We start from the raw sequence: 16,773 nt of genomic DNA, 5'->3' as shown, positions 1-16,773 counted from the left end.
GGGGCGCTGGGACCGGCGGTTACCGACGATATAACCGGAACGAATCGCGCGCGATAGTGGCTATTGCGGTCGCGGTTCCCCAGCGCCGATCGCGTTCGCGAAGTCCGGCGCACGCAGCCCGCCGGCACCCGGCGGCGCATAGAAACCGCCGCCTTCCTTCGCGGCCCGCTGCTCCAGCTTCTTCGCGTGTTCCACCGGGTCCTCGCCCGCCCACGCCGCCACCTGATCGACCAGCAGCCGTTCGTACGCGGTGCGCAGATACCATAGCGACGATCCCGGCACTTCGCGGGTCAGCAGGTTACGCACCGCCCGCCCGCGCAGCTTGACCGCCTTCTCGACCGCATCAGGATCGTCCATGTCGACCGTCGCATTGACGATGCCGGCGCGGCCCAGATCGGCCAGCGTTTGCGCGGTGCCGAGGCTCGGCCCCTTCACGATATCGCCGACGTCCTGCCCATACTGGTTGCGGCTGAACTCGATCGCATCGCCGAACACGCCAAGGCCGCCACCCTTCAGCGCCGCCCGCCACCAGAAATCGCCGCCGGTCATGTCGCGCGGGTCTTTGCCCTTCGCCAACTCCGACAGCTGATATGCCATCCCGCCGGCGACCGTCGTCGCGCCCATGAATGCCGCCGCATAGCCCGCGCGCTTTGCCAGATTCGCCTGCATCATCATCCGCGTGCCGTGCATCGCCATGACGGTAATCGGGAACATCTTGAACTGGAACGCGGTGCGGATGAACTCGCCGCCCCACGTCCCCGGCGCCTGCGCGTTGACCCGCGACCGGATATACAGCCCGCCGGTTGGCACCGCGAAATCGATCTCGATGTTCATGCCCTGCACGAACTTGTCGCGGATGCCTTTATCGGCGATGTCGTCGGGCCTGATCCATTGCGCGCCCTTGTAATCGGTCATCGGCGTAGCGCGCAGCCGCTCCCAGCCATCCGCGCCAATGCCATGGCGATCGAGGAACCCGCGCCACGGTGGCGGCAGCTGGCCCCACGCGTCGGGCGCGTAGTGGGCCAGCGCCGCCATGAACTCCATCCCCATCGCCTCACGGCCGGCGACGGTATGCGCGTTCAATCCCGACGTGCGCATGACGCCATCGGCCAACCGCCGGCTGACCTCGTTCGCGGTTTCCAGACGTTCGCCCAGCGCGCCGCGCCCGGCCGCCAGTCGACCGCCGAACGCATCCTCCATGTGCATCCGCCCCTGCGCCGCCATGCGCCCGGTGAACTCGTCGCCGATGATCCCGGCACGCCGCGCGAACTCCCGATCGCGCCCGTCGAGCGGGTTAAGCTGTTTGAGATACTGGCCCATCGCCTTCGCGGCGGGCAGGCCGTTGTAATGCCGCGTCAGCTGGCGCGTGGCGTGATCGCTGATCGACGCGATCGCCGCGCTGCCCAGCTTCGTCGCAGCTTGCCAGTTGCGCATGGTAGATCCGAACAGCGCGAGGTTGCGGCTCTCCACCCGCCGGTTCTGCCCTTGGATTTCATTCCACACGCCGTCGATGCGCGTCCGCCACTTCGACGCCGCCTCGCGATCCTTCATCGTCCCCTTCAGCGCCGCGTCGCGCTCGATCATGTCGCCCATCCACTGGATGGTCTGCGCCGGGTTCGGTCCCAGCACCTGCATCGCGGCGATGTCGCGGCTCATGATTTCGACGTGATGCATCATCGCCTCGAACGGCGTGCCGCCGCCGAAATCGGCATTGTACGCCAGCCAGTCGTCGGCCGACCGGAAATGCAGCACGCGATGCTCGGCATGGCGGTTGCCCACCGCCTTGCCCGCCATGCCGCCCGGCACGCGCTTGTTCCAGCCTTCGGAGACGATCGTCTCGTACATGTCGCCCAGTACCAGGTACAATTTACCATCCGACAACGGCTCGCCGGTGGACAGGTCGAGCATCTTGGCGCGGTCGAGACGCGGCAGGATCGTATCGACCCATTGGTCCCGGCCGATCGCGCCGACTTTCAGGCTGTCATGGCTGTGCGGCAGCGCCCAGCCTTCCAGCTGACCGATCCGCCCGCCGGCGGCGTTGAACGACGATCGTAGATATTCGGCCGTCCGCGTCCACGCATCGGCCATCTCGCGCGCGTTGACGTCTGCCTCGCCCGGTTTCCACAGCGCCCGCACGACATCGTCCAGCTCGGCCTTGTTGCGCACCTCGCCCAACAGGTTGGCGCGATGCTTCGCCAGCACGTCGTACATGATCGCCAGCGCCGATTGCTTGACGTCGCGCCAGCGATACTCGACGTTCGCCATGCCGCCGGCCTTTTCGTCACGGACCAACTTGGCGAGCATTCCCCGGCCATCCAGCGGACGTTCGGGGCGGCGGTCGCGCCTTTTCGTCAGCAAGACATCTACGGGCGTCGTGAGAACGGAGCGGTCCTGCCCAGCCCTTATCCTGTCGCGAAATCGCGGCTCCATGCTCCGCGCCTCGGCGGCGATCGACAGCTGCGCCTGCGCCTGCAACAGCTTGGCACGCTTGCGATGCAGGAAATCGTCATCGATCGCCTTCATCGCCTTCTGCGTCGCCATACTCTCGGCGGCGGCGCGGCCGAACTTGGGTTCGTATTGCTGGACCAGCTCGTCATAGACCGCGCGCATCGCCGCCGCCCGTTCCTCACTGATCGCCTTGCGCGTGACCAGATCGGTCAGACAGGCACCCATGCTCATGCGTCGTCGCTCCCTGCCTTCGCCGGCGGCAGGCACGACCGCAACAGATCGATGTCGCCGCCCTCCCCGTCGAGGTCCTCGAACATCTCACCCAGCGACCGTTCGCTGCCGTCTTCGAATTTCAGCTTCGTCTGATCGCTGGCGACGAACAGGCCCAGCCCGATCGTGCTTTCCTGATCGACGTTCGACTGCATCGGCGATGCCGCCTTAAGCGCCGCTTCCTGTCGCTGCCGTTCGACGATCGCCGGATCGACCGCCGCAGCCATCCGCAGATCATGCTCGACGCTCTCGACCTGGGCGCGCGGCGCTTCGCCTTCGGGATCGCCGAACGCGCGAACCTGCGCCTCGATCAGCTCGGCCGCTTCGTCTCCAGATAACGGCCCATACGCAGCAGGTCCGCCGCTTCGCTCCGCAGCGCGTCCGACAGGCGCGGATCCGTCGACGCCTTCTCCAGCATCGCCAAATCGACCGTCGGGCGCGTCGAGGTCGGGTTCGGTTGGTCGGTATTCGACATAATCGCCTTCCTCGAACGCCCGCTGGCGCCAGTTGTTGACCCGTTGCTCGACGACACGTGCCAGCGCATCGAACGCATCGGCACCGCTGTCCTCGATTTCCGATAGCACATCCATCACCGCTTCGCGATCCTTGACCGGATCGAGGGGAAAATCGTCGGGCAGGCGCGATACCGCCGCCTCGAACTGCATTTCCTGTTCGTCGGTCAGCGCGCGGGCGGCCATGACGTCGGCATCGGGCAGCGCATAGATCTTCTCGCCGCCGTTGACCGCCCGTTCCAGCATGTCGAGGACCTCGGTTTCGGTCGGCCGCTCGCGGAAATATCCCGCTTCCCACAGCAGCTCGCCGGCGGCGTCGATGCCCATGCCCTTCTTGCGGATTAGCGGCCCGGCACGCGGCACGAGCTTCTTCCCCATGCCACGCATCGCGGCCAGCGAATGGCCTTCGTCATCGCGCAACCCGCCGCGATCGGCGATGAACTCTACGATATCGCTCGGCCGACGCCGTACCGGCAGCGTGCGAGGCTTGACCGCGCGCACGATCGGCTCCGCGTCGACCAGCGCATCGATCCGCACCGGCGCGTCGCCCGCGCTGTCGATGATCGGCGCAGCCTGCGCCACATCCCCGCCACGCGTGACCGGCGCGACGTCGACCGGATCGGCAACCCGCTCCACCGGTGCGACGTCGATCGGTTCGATCGCACGCACCGGGGCCGGGGCGGGTTCCAGCAGATCGGACACGTCGCGCAACGCCGGCGGCTCCGCAGCGCGCGCAACCGCGCCCGCCTGCAACGCATCGATCTCCGATTGCAGTCGCGCGCGCACGTCGACCTCGCTGGCCGCAATGCCTCCCGCCAGCTCGGCACGCGCGCCGGCACGGGCCGGTGCCGGTCCGCCCATGCGCTGATGCGCCCATGCGATTGTATCCCCGGCGGTCTTTCCGCGCAGGAACGGGTTCGCTCGAACCACATCCTCACCCAGCACGCGGGCGATCGGCGTCGACGGGTCGGCGGCGAACAGTTTCTTCGCTCCGCCCTGCCCGACGAAATGCACGACATACAGGTTACCGGCGCTCTCCGCCTCGCCCACGCGCTTCAGGAACGCGGCATTGTCCGCCAGCATGGCGTCCATCAATCGTTCCTGCACGTTCCCGTCGGTCGCCTGCGCCCAGCGCGCGGCATCGGACATGTCGCCGCCAAAGACCTGCTTGTGATAATTCAGGAACGTCCCGCGCGTGAACTGGTAGCGCCCGGTCGCACTGGACAGCGGATTGCGCGCGGTATCGCTCGGGCTCTCCGCCCGCCCGATCCGTGCCTTCACCGCCTCGCGCCCCATCGGCACCGTGCCGCTGCCGATCGCCGTCGAATCGGACAGTGCGCGCCGGGACGCTGCACGCGGCAGCGACATCGGCGGGGCGGCGGCAGGAACGTCGGCAAGGATCGTCGCAACCGCATCGCCCAGACGCCGACGATGCATCGCTGTACCGGCGCCATTCGCGACAAACGGGTTGGTTTGCTCGATATCGGTGTCGCGTCGCAGCGCGCCTATCGCCGCCGCTTCTTCCTGCGACAGACTGTCGCGGCCGATGGCCGCCTCAACCACATCGGGCAAATCGGCATCATCAAGTGTGGTTCGCCGGGCGATCCTTTCGCGAATCGGCGCTGGCAGCGCTGGCAATACGCGGCCCAAGACACCTTCTTGCACACGGCTGATCGCGTCGCCGCCGCGCAGTTCGAGTGCCTTGCCCGCCCCACCCAATGCGCCGCCGGCGATGCCGCCGATCGCGATGTTCGTGGCGACCTCACCAAGGCCCGTACTCTCGCCCATTGCATAGCGCGCTCCAACCAACTGTGGCGAAAGCACCGCTTCTAATCCGGCATTCAGCGCGGTTTCCCGTAGCACGGTCTGCGCGATCGTTTTCCCGCCGCCACCGATCGTCATCAGCGTGAGATTGAGCGGATCGGTCGGATAGGCAGCCACGCCGCCGATCAACCCGGCGGCGACGCCCTTCGCCCCCGACATGCGCCCGAGCGTCTGCTGATCGGCCGTACGCTCACCGCCCCGGCGCAACAGCCCTTTCCGAAATTCATCTTCGGTCTTCGGCAGCCCGGCGAATAACCGGGGGTTGCGCTGCCGTTGCGCCTCCATCTCGCGCCATACCGCGCGCAGATTGATCGTATCGATCTGTCCCCGCCGAAACTCATCGTCGATCGGAACGTACAGCGCGCTGCGCGGAACCCCCAACTGGTACAATGTCTCTTCGATCGGCCGATACCCTTCGGACAGCCGCACGTCCTCGACGTAATCCGATTCGTCGCGCGTGGTTCGGAACGCCGCACCGATGCCGTCAAGGAACGTGGGGTCCGGCCCGGTCCGCGTGCTTTCGGGCCGAGCGGTGCCGAGCATACGGCTTTGCAGGATGCCACCACGCTGCGCCATCAGCGGCCGGCCTCCACCCGCATCGTCAACGACCCGCCGTTGCGGTTGCGCAGCACGCCGCCGACGTCGTCGACGAACCGGTACACCGGCCGACCCTGCGGATCGTCACCCGCCCATTCGGGGCGATAGTTCGCCAGCACATCGGCCTTCGACGCCGGCTTGCCATTGGCATAGACCGCATCCCCGAAATTGCGCCGCGACACATACTGGTCGAACTCGCCGGCCGCCATGGCTTCCGGCAGCATCACCGGACGCCCCCGCACCGACTGGACACCACCCTGCACCACGCCGTTCGGGCGCTGCTTGCCGCCGGTCGCCATGATGACAGCGGTCCGAAACACGCCTTCGTCGAACCCGGCCTGCCCGCGGCGCGCCTTGCCGGCGGTCATGATATCCCACGACGCCTCCAGCAACCCGGCATATTGCCCGCCCAGCGACGCGGCGATCGGGCCGAGCTGGCGGTTCAGCGCCGCGCGCACGTCCTTTTCTTCGCCGAAATCCTTCGGCCGCGCCTTGCGCGTCTCACGACCTTCCAGCGCATAGGACTGGGCGTTGCCCGACAGGTTGGCGACGAAGCCCAGCCCGCTTTCCAGATCCTCCGCCTTCTTGTACCGCGCCTCGGGCGATCCGGTCAGCCGCGACAGCGCCTGCTGACGTCCCGCCGGGCCGTTGCCCAGCAGCCCGCGCAATTCGTCGGTTTCCTTCTTGTCGGCGACGTCGATCAGCTTGCCCAGCTGCACCGCCATCACCTGTTCGGTTTCGCTCGCCTTGCCGGTGCGCACCCGCGCCTCGATGCCGTCGCGATCGCGCCGCATCCGATCGGCATCGACGCCGGCATAGCGGCGGTTCACATCGACCCGCACCGTGTCGACGTCGAACGCGATCAACTCATGTTTGTCGACGCCGGCGGCCACCATCGCCGCCCGCGCCGCGCGCATCTCCTGCGGATTGGGGATGATACCGGCGTCGATCTTCGCCCCGACCGCCTTGGCCGCATCGCGCGCCGCATCGCGCTGCTCGCTGGCCGCAATCTCGACCTGTCGTTCCGCGACGCGCTGTGCCGTATCGGCCTGCCCCAGAAACCGCTGTTTCTCTTCAGGCTTCAGATACGCATCGAACGCCTCACCGGCCAACAGCTGTCGCGCACCCTGCCAGTTCCCCTGCTGGAATAGACCGTCGAAGAAGTTGGTGACGAAGCCACGCTTCAGCTCCTTGACGACCTGCGGCTTGGCACCTTCCGGCACGTCCATCCCGCCGACGAACAGATCGGCTTCGTCGAACGACTGTTGCAGCGTGGCACTGGTTGGTGTGCTGAACAGCTTGTTGCTCGCCCCCATCCGCCATTCGTCGACGCGCTGCCCCTCATGCTTCGTCCGCGCATCGACCGCCCATCGCTGATTCGACAGCCGCGTGTTCGCTCCATAGCTTGCGATGATCGGTTCGAACCGCTGTCGAACCTCCGGATCGTCGCCCAGCGTCGACAGGAACCCCTGCAACTGATCGGTGACGATCTTGCCCGCCGCTTCCTCGAACCCCGGCGCGCCCGACGGCGCATCGATCTTCAGCTTGTCGAGCCCGGCCTCGATCGCGACCTGTGTCTCTGCCCAGCCTCCCGCGCGATCGGCGATCGCGGCCGATCGGGCGCGGCGCTGCTGATCCTGCGCGATCCGCGCCTCGCTCGCCTCGACGAAATCCGCGGTCTGCTGGCTATCCTGCGCGATCTGGGCAGCGGCACGACCGGCGGACTGCAAACCCTCCGCCAGCCCCGATCGGAACGACGCGGGGTCGGGCGTACGAACCGGCACGACATTCGTCGTGCGGCGTGCGGTGAACCCGTCCATCAGCCGCCCACCCGCATCGGCGGAACGCCGCCCAGTACCGCCGCCCGTTCGGTCCGCAGCTGGAACCGCTGCTGACTGGCCGACCGGATCGAGCTTGCGCCCTGAAGCGCGTTCGACACCGCGCCGAACATGCCTCCAACCAACGCGGCCCGGCCCGACTTGCGTCGCTCGGCCGCCTGCGCCAGCAACCCGTCCGCCTCCTGCGCCCGCATCGTACGGATGTTCAGGATTTCCAGCTCCTGCTGATACGCATTTTCGCGCAACAGGTCGCCGAAGCTGCCGTTCCCCATCTCGAACCCGCTACCGGCCATCGCCGCCAGCATGTCGCCGGCATTGCGCCGCTGATCGAGACTGGTTTGCAACGCCTCCTGTTCGCCCAGCAGGATGGTGCGCCGGGCATTCTCGGTATCGGCACGCGCCCCGGCACGCGCCGCCCGGTTCTGCTCGATACCCCCGACGATCGATCCGACCGCCGCCATTGCCAGTGCTACAGGTGCCGCCGCCGCCATCAGTCCCGCTTCCTTCGATAGATCACCGCATCCCGCCCGTCGGGAAAATATTCGGCCAGCACCGCTTCCTGTGCGAAGCCCATCCGCCGCACCCATCGCCGCCCCGGAATGAAATCCGCCGCGACGATCGTATCGACGCGTCGATAGGGCAGCGTGTCGAGGAACCGCGTCGTCGCACGCGTCAGCGCCAGCATCGCCGGCCCGGCCGCAACCGACACCGCCGACCAGATCGTCGCATAATCGCCATGCGTCTCGATCGCGCCGCCACACACCAGCAGCCGGCCATCGGCCGCGCGCGCCGTCAGGCATCGCCCTTGCGCCGCATAGGCCCGCCCCAGCGCCAGGCGGTCGGCCGCCAACAATTCGGGCTGGCCCGGCTGCACCGCGATCGCGGCGAGGTCTTCCGGTCGGAACCGATCGACGCGGATCATCGCTGTTGCGTCTCCACCGTGGGCTGAATCGCGCGCAGCGTCGCCGGCAGCGGCATGACCCGCTCGACCGTCACCACCACCTCACGCGCCCAGCCACCGGCATCCTCGACGATCAGCAGGCCGGTCGCGGGCTCGAACCCCGCGTCGGTCACGCTCGACCCGGTCAGCTGCTCGATGTCGCGCGGCCGGCCACCTGTCGCGTGGATGCGCAGCCCCTTGGCTTCCAGCACGTCGACCGCGATCCGGCTTACCCGCTTCATCTTGTCGAGCGCCGGGCCACTATCGCCGCCGCTCGACAGTCGCAGCGTCTTGAAGCGGCCCGGAAACCGCAAGCCGGCCGACACCCGCTGCGCCGGGTTGGGCAACGTGAACATGCCCGCCTGATCGACGACGATATCGGCATACGCCGCACCGTCCGCGGCGACGTCGATCGTCGCACCCTTCAGCCAGTCGACCGGGCCGAAACTTGTCGCCGGCGGCCCTTCATATTCGGCCGCCATGTCGACCATCGCCGGTTCGCTGTCGTCGCTTTCCTGCCGCACCTGCGCCAGCAACAGGATGTGCCACTGCCCCCGCCACGTCGCCGCGACCCATAGCTGTTGCAGTTCGCCGGTCGGATCGCTGATGACCGCGATCGATTTCGCCAGCACGCCGGGCGCCAGCGGCCGACGTGCCCACCCCAGCACCTGTTCCTCGGGGACATAGGTCGCACACGCCAGCGTCCCGTCGCGCATCGCCGCCCAGACGAGGCGCGCGGGGTCTTTCTGGCTGGCAAGGTCGATGAACCCCGGCTTGCCGATGTGCCGCGCATAGCGCGTCAGGTCGATGGGGGCCTGCCGGTTGCGCGCGCTCTCGTAATCCGCCTCGATGATGCGACGTCGCGACTTGCCGATATAGATCGTGCGCCCGTCGATTTCCGCGATGCGCGCATTCGCCGCCCCCTCGCTGTTCTGTCGATCGGCGCGGATGTTGCCCGGCCCGACGCCACTGGCCGCGTTCGACGGGCCGACCGCGTACATCCCGCCCTTGCGATTGTTGCCGCCGCGCGTCAGCACGACCAGCTTTTCCTGCGCCGCCAGCGCGACGATGCCGTTCGGGTCCTCGATCGCATGGACGAACGCCATGTCCGTGCTTATTTCGTTCAGCTCGTTATAGACCGCATGGTTGGTCAGATCGCCGGCGACCGACCCGTACAGCGTCGAATCCTTCGCCAGCACATGCCGCTCGTTCCAGATGACACCGACGCCCGGCCATCCCCGCCGCGCGCTGAACGCCCCGAACCGCCAGCGCCACGTACCGTACTGGTACGACACCCCGCCTTCGCCCGGCTGATATCCCCAGTCCGGATCGTAATACCCGCCCTCGTCCTCGTACGCGCTGGCCGCGGTCAACGGCAGCTGGCGCAGCACGGTCGCGGTGACCGTCGACGCATCGGTGAACCCGGTGATGCGCATCAACCCGAACCGGTCGTTGCGATATTCCAGCTGGACGCCCCCGGCATCCTTGCTGTTGATATCCTTGCCGGTGCCGATCCCGTCCCATTCGACGCCCTTGCCGTGGCGCGGTGCCAGCGTGCCGGTGCGCAGCGAGGCGTCCGGCGTCCCGTTGCCGCCGCCGATGACGCGGTACACTCGCTCGTTCCACGTCAGCAGCTGCCCGCGCGACACGGTAATCCCCGGTTCCCATGTGCGGACGTCGCCGAAATCGTCGGCCTCGACTTGGAACAACCCGCCGACGTCGCCAATCTCGAACAGCGGCACGGCGTCCGCCCCGCGCTTCGCGGTCAACGTCACGTCGCCGGTGACGTTATCGGCGACGACGCGGAGCCCCTCATCCTTGTTGCGCGGCTCGAACGGCCCCGCCTCCGTCACGTGCAGCGCCAGCTCGAACGTATCGGCATCGACCCGCGTCAGCGTGCGGGTCTGGTAGCGTGGGTGATAGATATACAGCACGTCGTTCGACTGCTCGAACGCCAGCGCCTCGATCGTCGCGATGTCGGGATACGGCAGCGCCACTTCGACCGGCGCGCCGTTCGCCTCGATCCGCGCGTCGTTGGTGAAAAACCGCGCCTTACCGGCGCTCATTTCGATGACATAGCCCTGCGTCGCCGAAAACTCGAACGGCACGATCCGGCACGGCCCCGCCGCGCCTTCGATCCGGATCAGGCCGGGACACGCTTCCAGCCCGCCTTCGGTCAGCGGCAACCATCCCGTACATTCGCCCAGGGCGATGTCGTACAGGTTCAATTCGTGCCGCGCGTGCAGCCGGCGGCTGATTTCGCCGCCGTTGAAATTCACCTGTGCCGGCGTGACGCGACCCATGTCAGCGCCCCCGCCATGCATAGCCGCGCGATCGCGCGTTCAGCCAGTCGGAACGGACCGTCACGCCCTCGCGACGTCGCGCGCCTGTTTCCAGCCCGTCGACCCGCCGCGCCGCGCGCAATTCCATCGCGCTGCGTTCCAGCAGCGAATTCTTGATGCCTTCGGACTGGGTGACGCCCTCAGCCATCGCCGCGGCGAGTTCCAGCGTCATCACCCGCACGAACCCCGGCGACCATAACGCCGGATCGTCGACATAGGCGATGTAGCGGATGTGGACCGCGTCGCGATCGCGGCCGACCAGCGTGTCGCCCTCGCGTTCCATGCTGGCAAGGCGATCGTCAGGCAACCAGCGCACGCAATCCTGCGGCAACTGCCAGCTGCGAATGCCGTCGACCAGCGCGCCGGGGTTCAGCTGCGCACGGCGAAGCGCGAAATTCCATGGGTGCCGCGCCAGCAGCGCCAGAAGAATGCCCTTCCACAACGCGCGCGCGCGAAACGCGCTGCTGCTTTCGTCGAGGTCGAAGCTGGTCAGGTTTTCGGTGGAACCCAGCTCGGCAAGCGCGGCATTGGCGACGCTGGTGTGGCTGGCCGCATCGTTGCGCAATCATGCCTCCTGTGCTGGAAAGGGGATCGGCGCGCCGGGAAGAAGTCCCCACTCCGAATTATCCAGCCCTGGATAATCCCGGCGCGCCTAAGGACACGGGCGGGGCGATGCCCCGCCAGCGCCTATCGCTTGCTCGCGAACACGCTGCCCACGAGGACCCCGGCGCCCGGCAGGTTCGCGCTCGGCGTCAGGATGATTTCTTCGGGCAACGCCAGCGAATCCGCTGCCAGCGCTTCCGGCTTGATCGGCGCGCGAACCGTGCCACCGGCGACGGGGCCGGCAAACGCGGCACAATATTTCGCCGGTTCGGTAACGGTGCCGAGCGTGAAGTTGATGCCCGACAGATTGGCGCTGGACGACAGTTCGAACGCGTGAACGGCGCTGCCCTCGCGCACACGCGCGACGATCGGCGTGTTCGTCGTACCGCCGACGCCGGCATCGCCCAGCTGGAACGTATTGCGGAACCGCCGGCTGCCGGCGTCATGCACCGTGCCGGGGGCCAGCTTCTTCGCATCGGTCGCACTGAACGCACTCCCATAAATCTTCGCCATGTCGATCTTCCTTTAGGAACGATGGGGGTATGCCGACCCGTCAGCGCGACGGATCGGCGCGCTGGATCAGGCGACCGGCTTGGCTTCCAGATACCAGCACAGCTCTTCCTTCACGCGGACGACGGCGGACTCGGCCTCGGCATAGAACTGCCAGCTGAACTGCTTGTCATCGCGCTCGGTCACGCGGCCGAAGAACTCGGTCCACACGCCGCGATGGAGGCCTTCCGGCAGGAACACCGGCAGGCGGTTGATGCCGCCCTGATTGAACAGCTGCCAGCTACGCGGGTAGGCCTTTTTGTTGCCGAGGCTCGCTTTCATGAACCGGAAGCCCAGCCATGGCTTGATTTCGCCGCGCGACAGCGGCGCACCATCACCGTAATCGAGCTTGATATATTCTTCGATGCTGAACAGATCGGATTCGGCGTCCGGGTCCAGCAGGATGATCGGGCTGCTTTCCTCGAAGTCGATGCTGGAATTTTCCATCACGCGGCGAAGCTCGACCAGCTTCTTTTTGGTGACGCCCGTGCCGCTGCCCAGTGAGCCGAAATCGATCGGCACACGGTTGCCGGCACGGAAAGGCACGCGGGTCATGCCGTTCTCGCCGGTATAGCCGTCGCCCCAGAATCCGAGCATGAACTTGTCGTCGTGATATCGCGTGACGCCCTTGCCGGTCTGCGTCACGACTGGCGATGCCAGATCGACCGAAGTTTCCTTCTGCGCATCGCGATCGATCAGCGGCGCGATGTTGGCACTGCCCGGCTTGTGAATGAAGCGGGCACGCATGTTCGGGTCGATATTGTTGGTATCGCCGTTCTTCGTCGTCTTGTCCTGCAGATCGATGTCGTCGAACTCGTTATCGATCTTGGCGCTGATCGCGCCGGCATAATTCTTCGTCGTGCCGGCCAGCGGGTACAGCTTGCCCGGCTTTTCGCCGATCACGAAACTGACGTTGTTCTGATAATCGACGGTCGCTGCTTCGACCGTAGTGCCATCGGCCATGGATGTTCTCCAGGTGAAACTAAATCCAAAGGGTTCGGTTTCGACTGGAGAAGCGGGCTTGGTTCAGGCCATCCCGGTCCGTCTTGGCGATGTCGCTCGCCATCGGCGCGGCTGCTTTCGCCGCTTGCAGGTCGGGGCCGTGGGTACGGAGAGGCCGACCGCCAATCCATACTCACGGCCCCGCAGGATCGTCAATCCTTCCCTTTGAGGCGGTTCATCAACGCCTCACGTTTTTTCGCTTCCGGGCCGGTCGTATTGGCCAGCACCGCCTTGCGGACCTCCGGATCGGCATTCATCCGATCCAGTTCCGCCTGCGCATCCGCCTTGGACATCGACCCGAGGTTCAGTCGCACCGTTGCCCCGTCGACCTTCGCCAGCTCGCCGGTTTTCTCCGCCAGCGCGAACAGCGCCCGCATCGCCTTGCCCGGTCCGCCCAGCTGCTCCATCGCCAGCGCCAGATCGGCGACATCGATGCCCGCGCCGCGCAGCATGTTGGCGACCGCCGTCGTACGCTGGGTATAGGCCGCCTGCCCCATCTCCACTTCGATCGCCGTAAGTTCGTCCTTGCCCTGCTGCTGCACGCGACTGGCTTGATCGGTAAAGAACTGGTTCCACTTACCCGACAATCGCTCGGCCTGAAACGGATGCAGTCCGACTTCGAAGAACTCCTGACGGAACGCCTCCCCGATCTCCGTAGCCTCGCCATCGCTGCCGAAAATCTTGTAATCCTCAGCCTTCGCCGGGCGGACCTTGCTCGCGAACTCGGTGAAGCTGTTGGGATCGTCGGCGTTGGGCAACGCGATCCGTCCCCGCGCCCACCGCTTCGTCTCGATCAGCCCCTTGTATGCGTCCTCTGGCGATTTGTACGCGCCCAGCGTTTCGTCGTTGCGCAGATCGTCGGGCAACGTGTCCTGCCACCGCGCACCGTCGCCCGACGGACTGGGGGTAGGCGTCGGCGTGGGGGTCGGCGAACCGCCACCCTGCCCACCATCGCCGTTGCCGCCTTCGAGTGCCCCCGCCAATACGTTCATCGATTCAACTCCCGTTCCTTTTGCGCCAACTCGCGCATCTGCTCTCCACTCAGGTCGATCCGCGCGAGGATGTGCAGGCCCAGCATCCGCCGGCCTTCCCGCTCGCGCAGCTGCGCGCCGCTTTGGTTCGGGACGATCGTCCCGATCCCGGCGACGCGGACGATATCGCCGATCACCAGCAGGGCGTCGGGGCGCAGCTGGCCGTCCTCACCGACGAACAGCCGGTGATACGCACTGTGGACGTTCATCGCGCGACGCAGACGGCGCAGCGTCTGCGCCCCCCGCGTCGCGTTCGCCGCCTCCACCCCCATGAACGCGAACTCACTGGACATTTGCGCCACCCCCCATTTCCGCGATGTTCTTTCCCGCCGCCGACAGCGCCGGCAGCGCCTCCAGCAGCTGCTGCTGTGCCTGCGCCTGCGCCGCGGCTTCGTCGGCCGCCGCCTTCTCTTCGTCGCTCGCGCGCCACGACGGCGGCACACCGTTGACCCGGCCCAGCGCCGGAACGACCTTGGTCAACGGATATTCCCGCGTGAACATCTGGATCGCGCCGGGCTCGAACTGCGCGATCGCGCCGATCTGCTCGGCCATGCGGAAATATCCGGCGGCGTCGTTCGCCATCATCATCTGGGTCAGGCGATTGTCGTACGTCGCCTGCACCCCCCCGCCGGCGCGGAACCATGGGAACAGGATCGCCGGCATGTCATCCAGCAACCCTTCGTCCCACAGGATATCCAGCTCGGCGTTGAGCATCGGCGCGAACAACTCGCCCTCCTGCCGCGCCAGCGGGGACAGCAGCACGCCCTTCTCGGCGATTTCCTCGATCGTCCGCGCGGCGCTGATATGCGTCTTCTGCTCGCGATTGATCTGCATCAAATGGCGCTGGAACGCATAGTCGATGACCATGCGGACCTCGCCGTGCAGGTCCTTCGCCTGGCTAAGGTCGATAGACGGGAACAGCGGCGCGATTGTCGGCCGGCCCTGCGACATCCCGCCATAGGTGATGCCGTACGGCCCTAGGTCGATGATCTGCCGATCGAGCTCGTCGTCTTCCGCCACCATTGGCGGCTTGACCGTCTGCTCGACGCCCAGCACCCGGTCCTGCTGGATGACCTGCGCGGCGCGGATCGCGCCCAGCACCAGGCGCGACGGCCCGGTGCCATATTGCTGTTCGCTCGACTTGTTCCACCGACTGACGATCCGCCGCAGCACGCGGTATCCGCCGGGCAGGAAATGCCCCTTATCGGCAACGCTGTAATAACACGCGCGCCACGGCATCGCCGCGAAATCGATCCGGTCGCCGTTGACCGCGGGGTTGCGTTCGATGACGTGCAGGAACTCGAACGACGTCGCTTGCGTCGTCTGGCTCTCCGCCGCCTCGCGGACCTTCTTGGGCGTATCGCCCTTGAACTTGCGGCGCGCTGCCTCCGCCGACAGCCGGAACCGGCGATGGATACGCATCGGCCGACCTTCGGCATCGTTCTCGACGAACACGCCGTCGATGCTCTCGGCCTGATACGATATGCCCTTGAACCGACCGCGATCGTCGAACCGCTTGTCGATCCACAGCGACTGTTCGCCCATGGCGTACAGGTTCTCGACGCCCTCATGAACGGCGCTGGTAAAGCCGCTCTCCGGGTCGTTGCGCATCCGGAAAATGCGGATCGCGACCCGTTCGAACCATTGCTGGACCGACAGGTCATCCATCAACGCTTCGTCGCCGATCTGCACGCCCTGCCATTTCTGGCCGCGCGGCATGGTCAGCCCTTCGAACGCCGCGACGCCATCGGCCATCGCCAGCGCCGCATATTCATCGAACGGCGTTTCCGTGCGGGGCTGATCCTGCCCGATGCTCCGGACGCTGTATTCGGCCCGATGGGGAAGCAGCATCGACGCCAGCTCACCGCGCATCCCATCGAACCCGCTCCGCGCGGTTTCCATGCGCGTCTGCGCCGCCTCGATCGCCTTGTCGTCGAACATGCTGCCTCCCCCGGTTCAGTCGATCAGCGGAACGTCAGCGTGCCGGCCGGCAGCTTCGCATTGCGCCCACCCCCGACGCCGAACGGCTGCACCAGCGTCGAGCGCGCGAAGCCGTCGGACACGTCGTCGCCCTCGAACTCGACCAGCACCGCGCCGGCGATCTCGACCTCGCCCAGCGTCGGCGCGAACTCGATATCCGCGTCGAGCGTGGTCGACCGTCCCGATCGCCGGAACTGGCTCGACCCGAACCGCGGCGCCGGGATCGCCACGATCCGCTTGCCATCGGCATCGAACAGCACGACCGCCGCGCCGGTCAGTGGAATGAACCCGTCGAAACTTTCCGTGCGCAGCGTATCATCGCCGACGAGCTCATCCGTCTTGCCGCCGCCCGACTGTCCGCCGAACGCCGCCTGGATACGGTCATCATCGGTAGCGGCGTTCGCTTGACGGTTCGAAGCCGATTGAAGCGCACCGTTCTCGATCGCCAGCTTCGCCACCTTCTCCCGCAGGTTCGCGATCGTCGCCTGATCTTCGTTACCCTGCTTCTGCGACAGCTTCAGAGCATCACCGGTCGAGACCAGTTCCGACCGCAGCTGTTCCGTCGCCGACGCCACGACAGCATCAGCTTCGGCCTGCGAATAGATTTTCGCGTTGGCCGTCTCGTTGGTGCGGCGCTCGGCCTCGGCACGTTCCGCCTGCTCGCCCTTGATCCAGCTGATAAGGGTGGACCGCTTCTCACCCCCCTCTTCCGCCGCCAGCAGCGCCGCCAGCGACACCGTGTCCATCAACTGCGCCTTTTCGATCACCTTCGACACCGACAACTTGAGCGTGTCGGTAACGTTCGTTTCGTCCGTCATGATGTTCTCCATGTTGAGG

The 16,773-nt window shown here is 66.6% G+C and carries 13 protein-coding genes; all 13 read right to left on the bottom strand.

Features of this window, described 5'->3' with window-relative positions; genetic code table 11:
- Positions 1–60: 60 nt before the first annotated feature.
- On the bottom strand, positions 61–2,679 hold the full coding sequence (locus MF610_RS15105; protein ID WP_242199518.1) for a hypothetical protein: 2,619 nt from the start codon (positions 2,677–2,679) through the stop codon (positions 61–63).
- Entirely contained in the window at positions 2,676–5,630 is a 2,955-nt protein-coding gene (locus tag MF610_RS15100; RefSeq protein ID WP_242199516.1) for a hypothetical protein, read from the bottom strand. The genes MF610_RS15105 and MF610_RS15100 overlap by 4 nt, the downstream gene beginning before the upstream one ends.
- Positions 5,630–7,471 (bottom strand): hypothetical protein, encoded by a 1,842-nt coding sequence (locus MF610_RS15095; RefSeq protein ID WP_242199514.1) that lies wholly within the window; start codon positions 7,469–7,471, stop codon positions 5,630–5,632. Before MF610_RS15095 ends, MF610_RS15100 begins: the two co-directional genes overlap by 1 nt.
- Positions 7,471–7,980 carry a hypothetical protein gene (locus tag MF610_RS15090; RefSeq protein ID WP_242199512.1) on the bottom strand — a complete coding sequence of 170 codons (510 nt, stop codon included), beginning with the start codon at positions 7,978–7,980 and terminating at the stop codon, positions 7,471–7,473. Before MF610_RS15090 ends, MF610_RS15095 begins: the two co-directional genes overlap by 1 nt.
- Entirely contained in the window at positions 7,980–8,411 is a 432-nt protein-coding gene (locus MF610_RS15085; RefSeq protein WP_242199510.1) for a hypothetical protein, read from the bottom strand. Before MF610_RS15085 ends, MF610_RS15090 begins: the two co-directional genes overlap by 1 nt.
- Positions 8,408–10,732, bottom strand: a complete 2,325-nt coding sequence (locus MF610_RS15080; protein ID WP_242199508.1) for a phage tail protein — start codon at positions 10,730–10,732, stop codon at positions 8,408–8,410. The genes MF610_RS15085 and MF610_RS15080 overlap by 4 nt, the downstream gene beginning before the upstream one ends.
- A gap of 1 nt (position 10,733) precedes the next feature.
- On the bottom strand, positions 10,734–11,336 hold the full coding sequence (locus tag MF610_RS15075; protein WP_242199506.1) for a phage connector family protein: 603 nt from the start codon (positions 11,334–11,336) through the stop codon (positions 10,734–10,736).
- Positions 11,337–11,458: 122 nt separating this feature from the next.
- Positions 11,459–11,887 carry a hypothetical protein gene (locus tag MF610_RS15070; RefSeq protein WP_242199504.1) on the bottom strand — a complete coding sequence of 143 codons (429 nt, stop codon included), beginning with the start codon at positions 11,885–11,887 and terminating at the stop codon, positions 11,459–11,461.
- 66 nt (positions 11,888–11,953) lie between these two features.
- Positions 11,954–12,886, bottom strand: coding sequence for a phage capsid protein (locus tag MF610_RS15065; protein WP_242199502.1), 933 nt, complete (start codon positions 12,884–12,886; stop codon positions 11,954–11,956).
- A 191-nt stretch (positions 12,887–13,077) separates the two neighbouring features.
- A complete protein-coding gene (locus MF610_RS15060; RefSeq protein WP_242199500.1) occupies positions 13,078–13,917 on the bottom strand; it encodes a hypothetical protein in 840 nt (279 codons plus the stop codon).
- A complete protein-coding gene (locus tag MF610_RS15055; RefSeq protein WP_242199497.1) occupies positions 13,914–14,249 on the bottom strand; it encodes a Bbp19 family protein in 336 nt (111 codons plus the stop codon). Before MF610_RS15055 ends, MF610_RS15060 begins: the two co-directional genes overlap by 4 nt.
- The gene (locus tag MF610_RS15050; protein WP_242199495.1) at positions 14,239–15,897 is read right to left on the bottom strand and encodes a portal protein; all 1,659 of its coding nucleotides are present in this window, start codon (positions 15,895–15,897) and stop codon (positions 14,239–14,241) included. Before MF610_RS15050 ends, MF610_RS15055 begins: the two co-directional genes overlap by 11 nt.
- Positions 15,898–15,920: 23 nt before the next feature.
- Positions 15,921–16,754 carry a hypothetical protein gene (locus MF610_RS15045; protein ID WP_242199492.1) on the bottom strand — a complete coding sequence of 278 codons (834 nt, stop codon included), beginning with the start codon at positions 16,752–16,754 and terminating at the stop codon, positions 15,921–15,923.
- Positions 16,755–16,773 lie beyond the last annotated feature (19 nt).

It is taken from the genome of Sphingomonas hankookensis, from assembly GCF_022664465.1.
GTDB lineage: Bacteria > Pseudomonadota > Alphaproteobacteria > Sphingomonadales > Sphingomonadaceae > Sphingomonas > Sphingomonas hankookensis.
The sequence above is the reverse complement of the archived record's forward strand: the minus strand, read 5'-3'. Positions and strand labels throughout refer to the sequence as shown.

Coding starts and splice junctions, on each gene's coding strand:
- MF610_RS15105 (WP_242199518.1), bottom strand. CDS start 2,679: ATGAGCATGGGTGCCTGTCTGACCGATCTGGTCACGCGCAAGGCGATC.
- MF610_RS15100 (WP_242199516.1), bottom strand. CDS start 5,630: ATGGCGCAGCGTGGTGGCATCCTGCAAAGCCGTATGCTCGGCACCGCT.
- MF610_RS15095 (WP_242199514.1), bottom strand. CDS start 7,471: ATGGACGGGTTCACCGCACGCCGCACGACGAATGTCGTGCCGGTTCGT.
- MF610_RS15090 (WP_242199512.1), bottom strand. CDS start 7,980: ATGGCGGCGGCGGCACCTGTAGCACTGGCAATGGCGGCGGTCGGATCG.
- MF610_RS15085 (WP_242199510.1), bottom strand. CDS start 8,411: ATGATCCGCGTCGATCGGTTCCGACCGGAAGACCTCGCCGCGATCGCG.
- MF610_RS15080 (WP_242199508.1), bottom strand. CDS start 10,732: ATGGGTCGCGTCACGCCGGCACAGGTGAATTTCAACGGCGGCGAAATC.
- MF610_RS15070 (WP_242199504.1), bottom strand. CDS start 11,887: ATGGCGAAGATTTATGGGAGTGCGTTCAGTGCGACCGATGCGAAGAAG.
- MF610_RS15065 (WP_242199502.1), bottom strand. CDS start 12,886: ATGGCCGATGGCACTACGGTCGAAGCAGCGACCGTCGATTATCAGAAC.
- MF610_RS15060 (WP_242199500.1), bottom strand. CDS start 13,917: ATGAACGTATTGGCGGGGGCACTCGAAGGCGGCAACGGCGATGGTGGG.
- MF610_RS15055 (WP_242199497.1), bottom strand. CDS start 14,249: ATGTCCAGTGAGTTCGCGTTCATGGGGGTGGAGGCGGCGAACGCGACG.
- MF610_RS15050 (WP_242199495.1), bottom strand. CDS start 15,897: ATGTTCGACGACAAGGCGATCGAGGCGGCGCAGACGCGCATGGAAACC.
- MF610_RS15045 (WP_242199492.1), bottom strand. CDS start 16,754: ATGACGGACGAAACGAACGTTACCGACACGCTCAAGTTGTCGGTGTCG.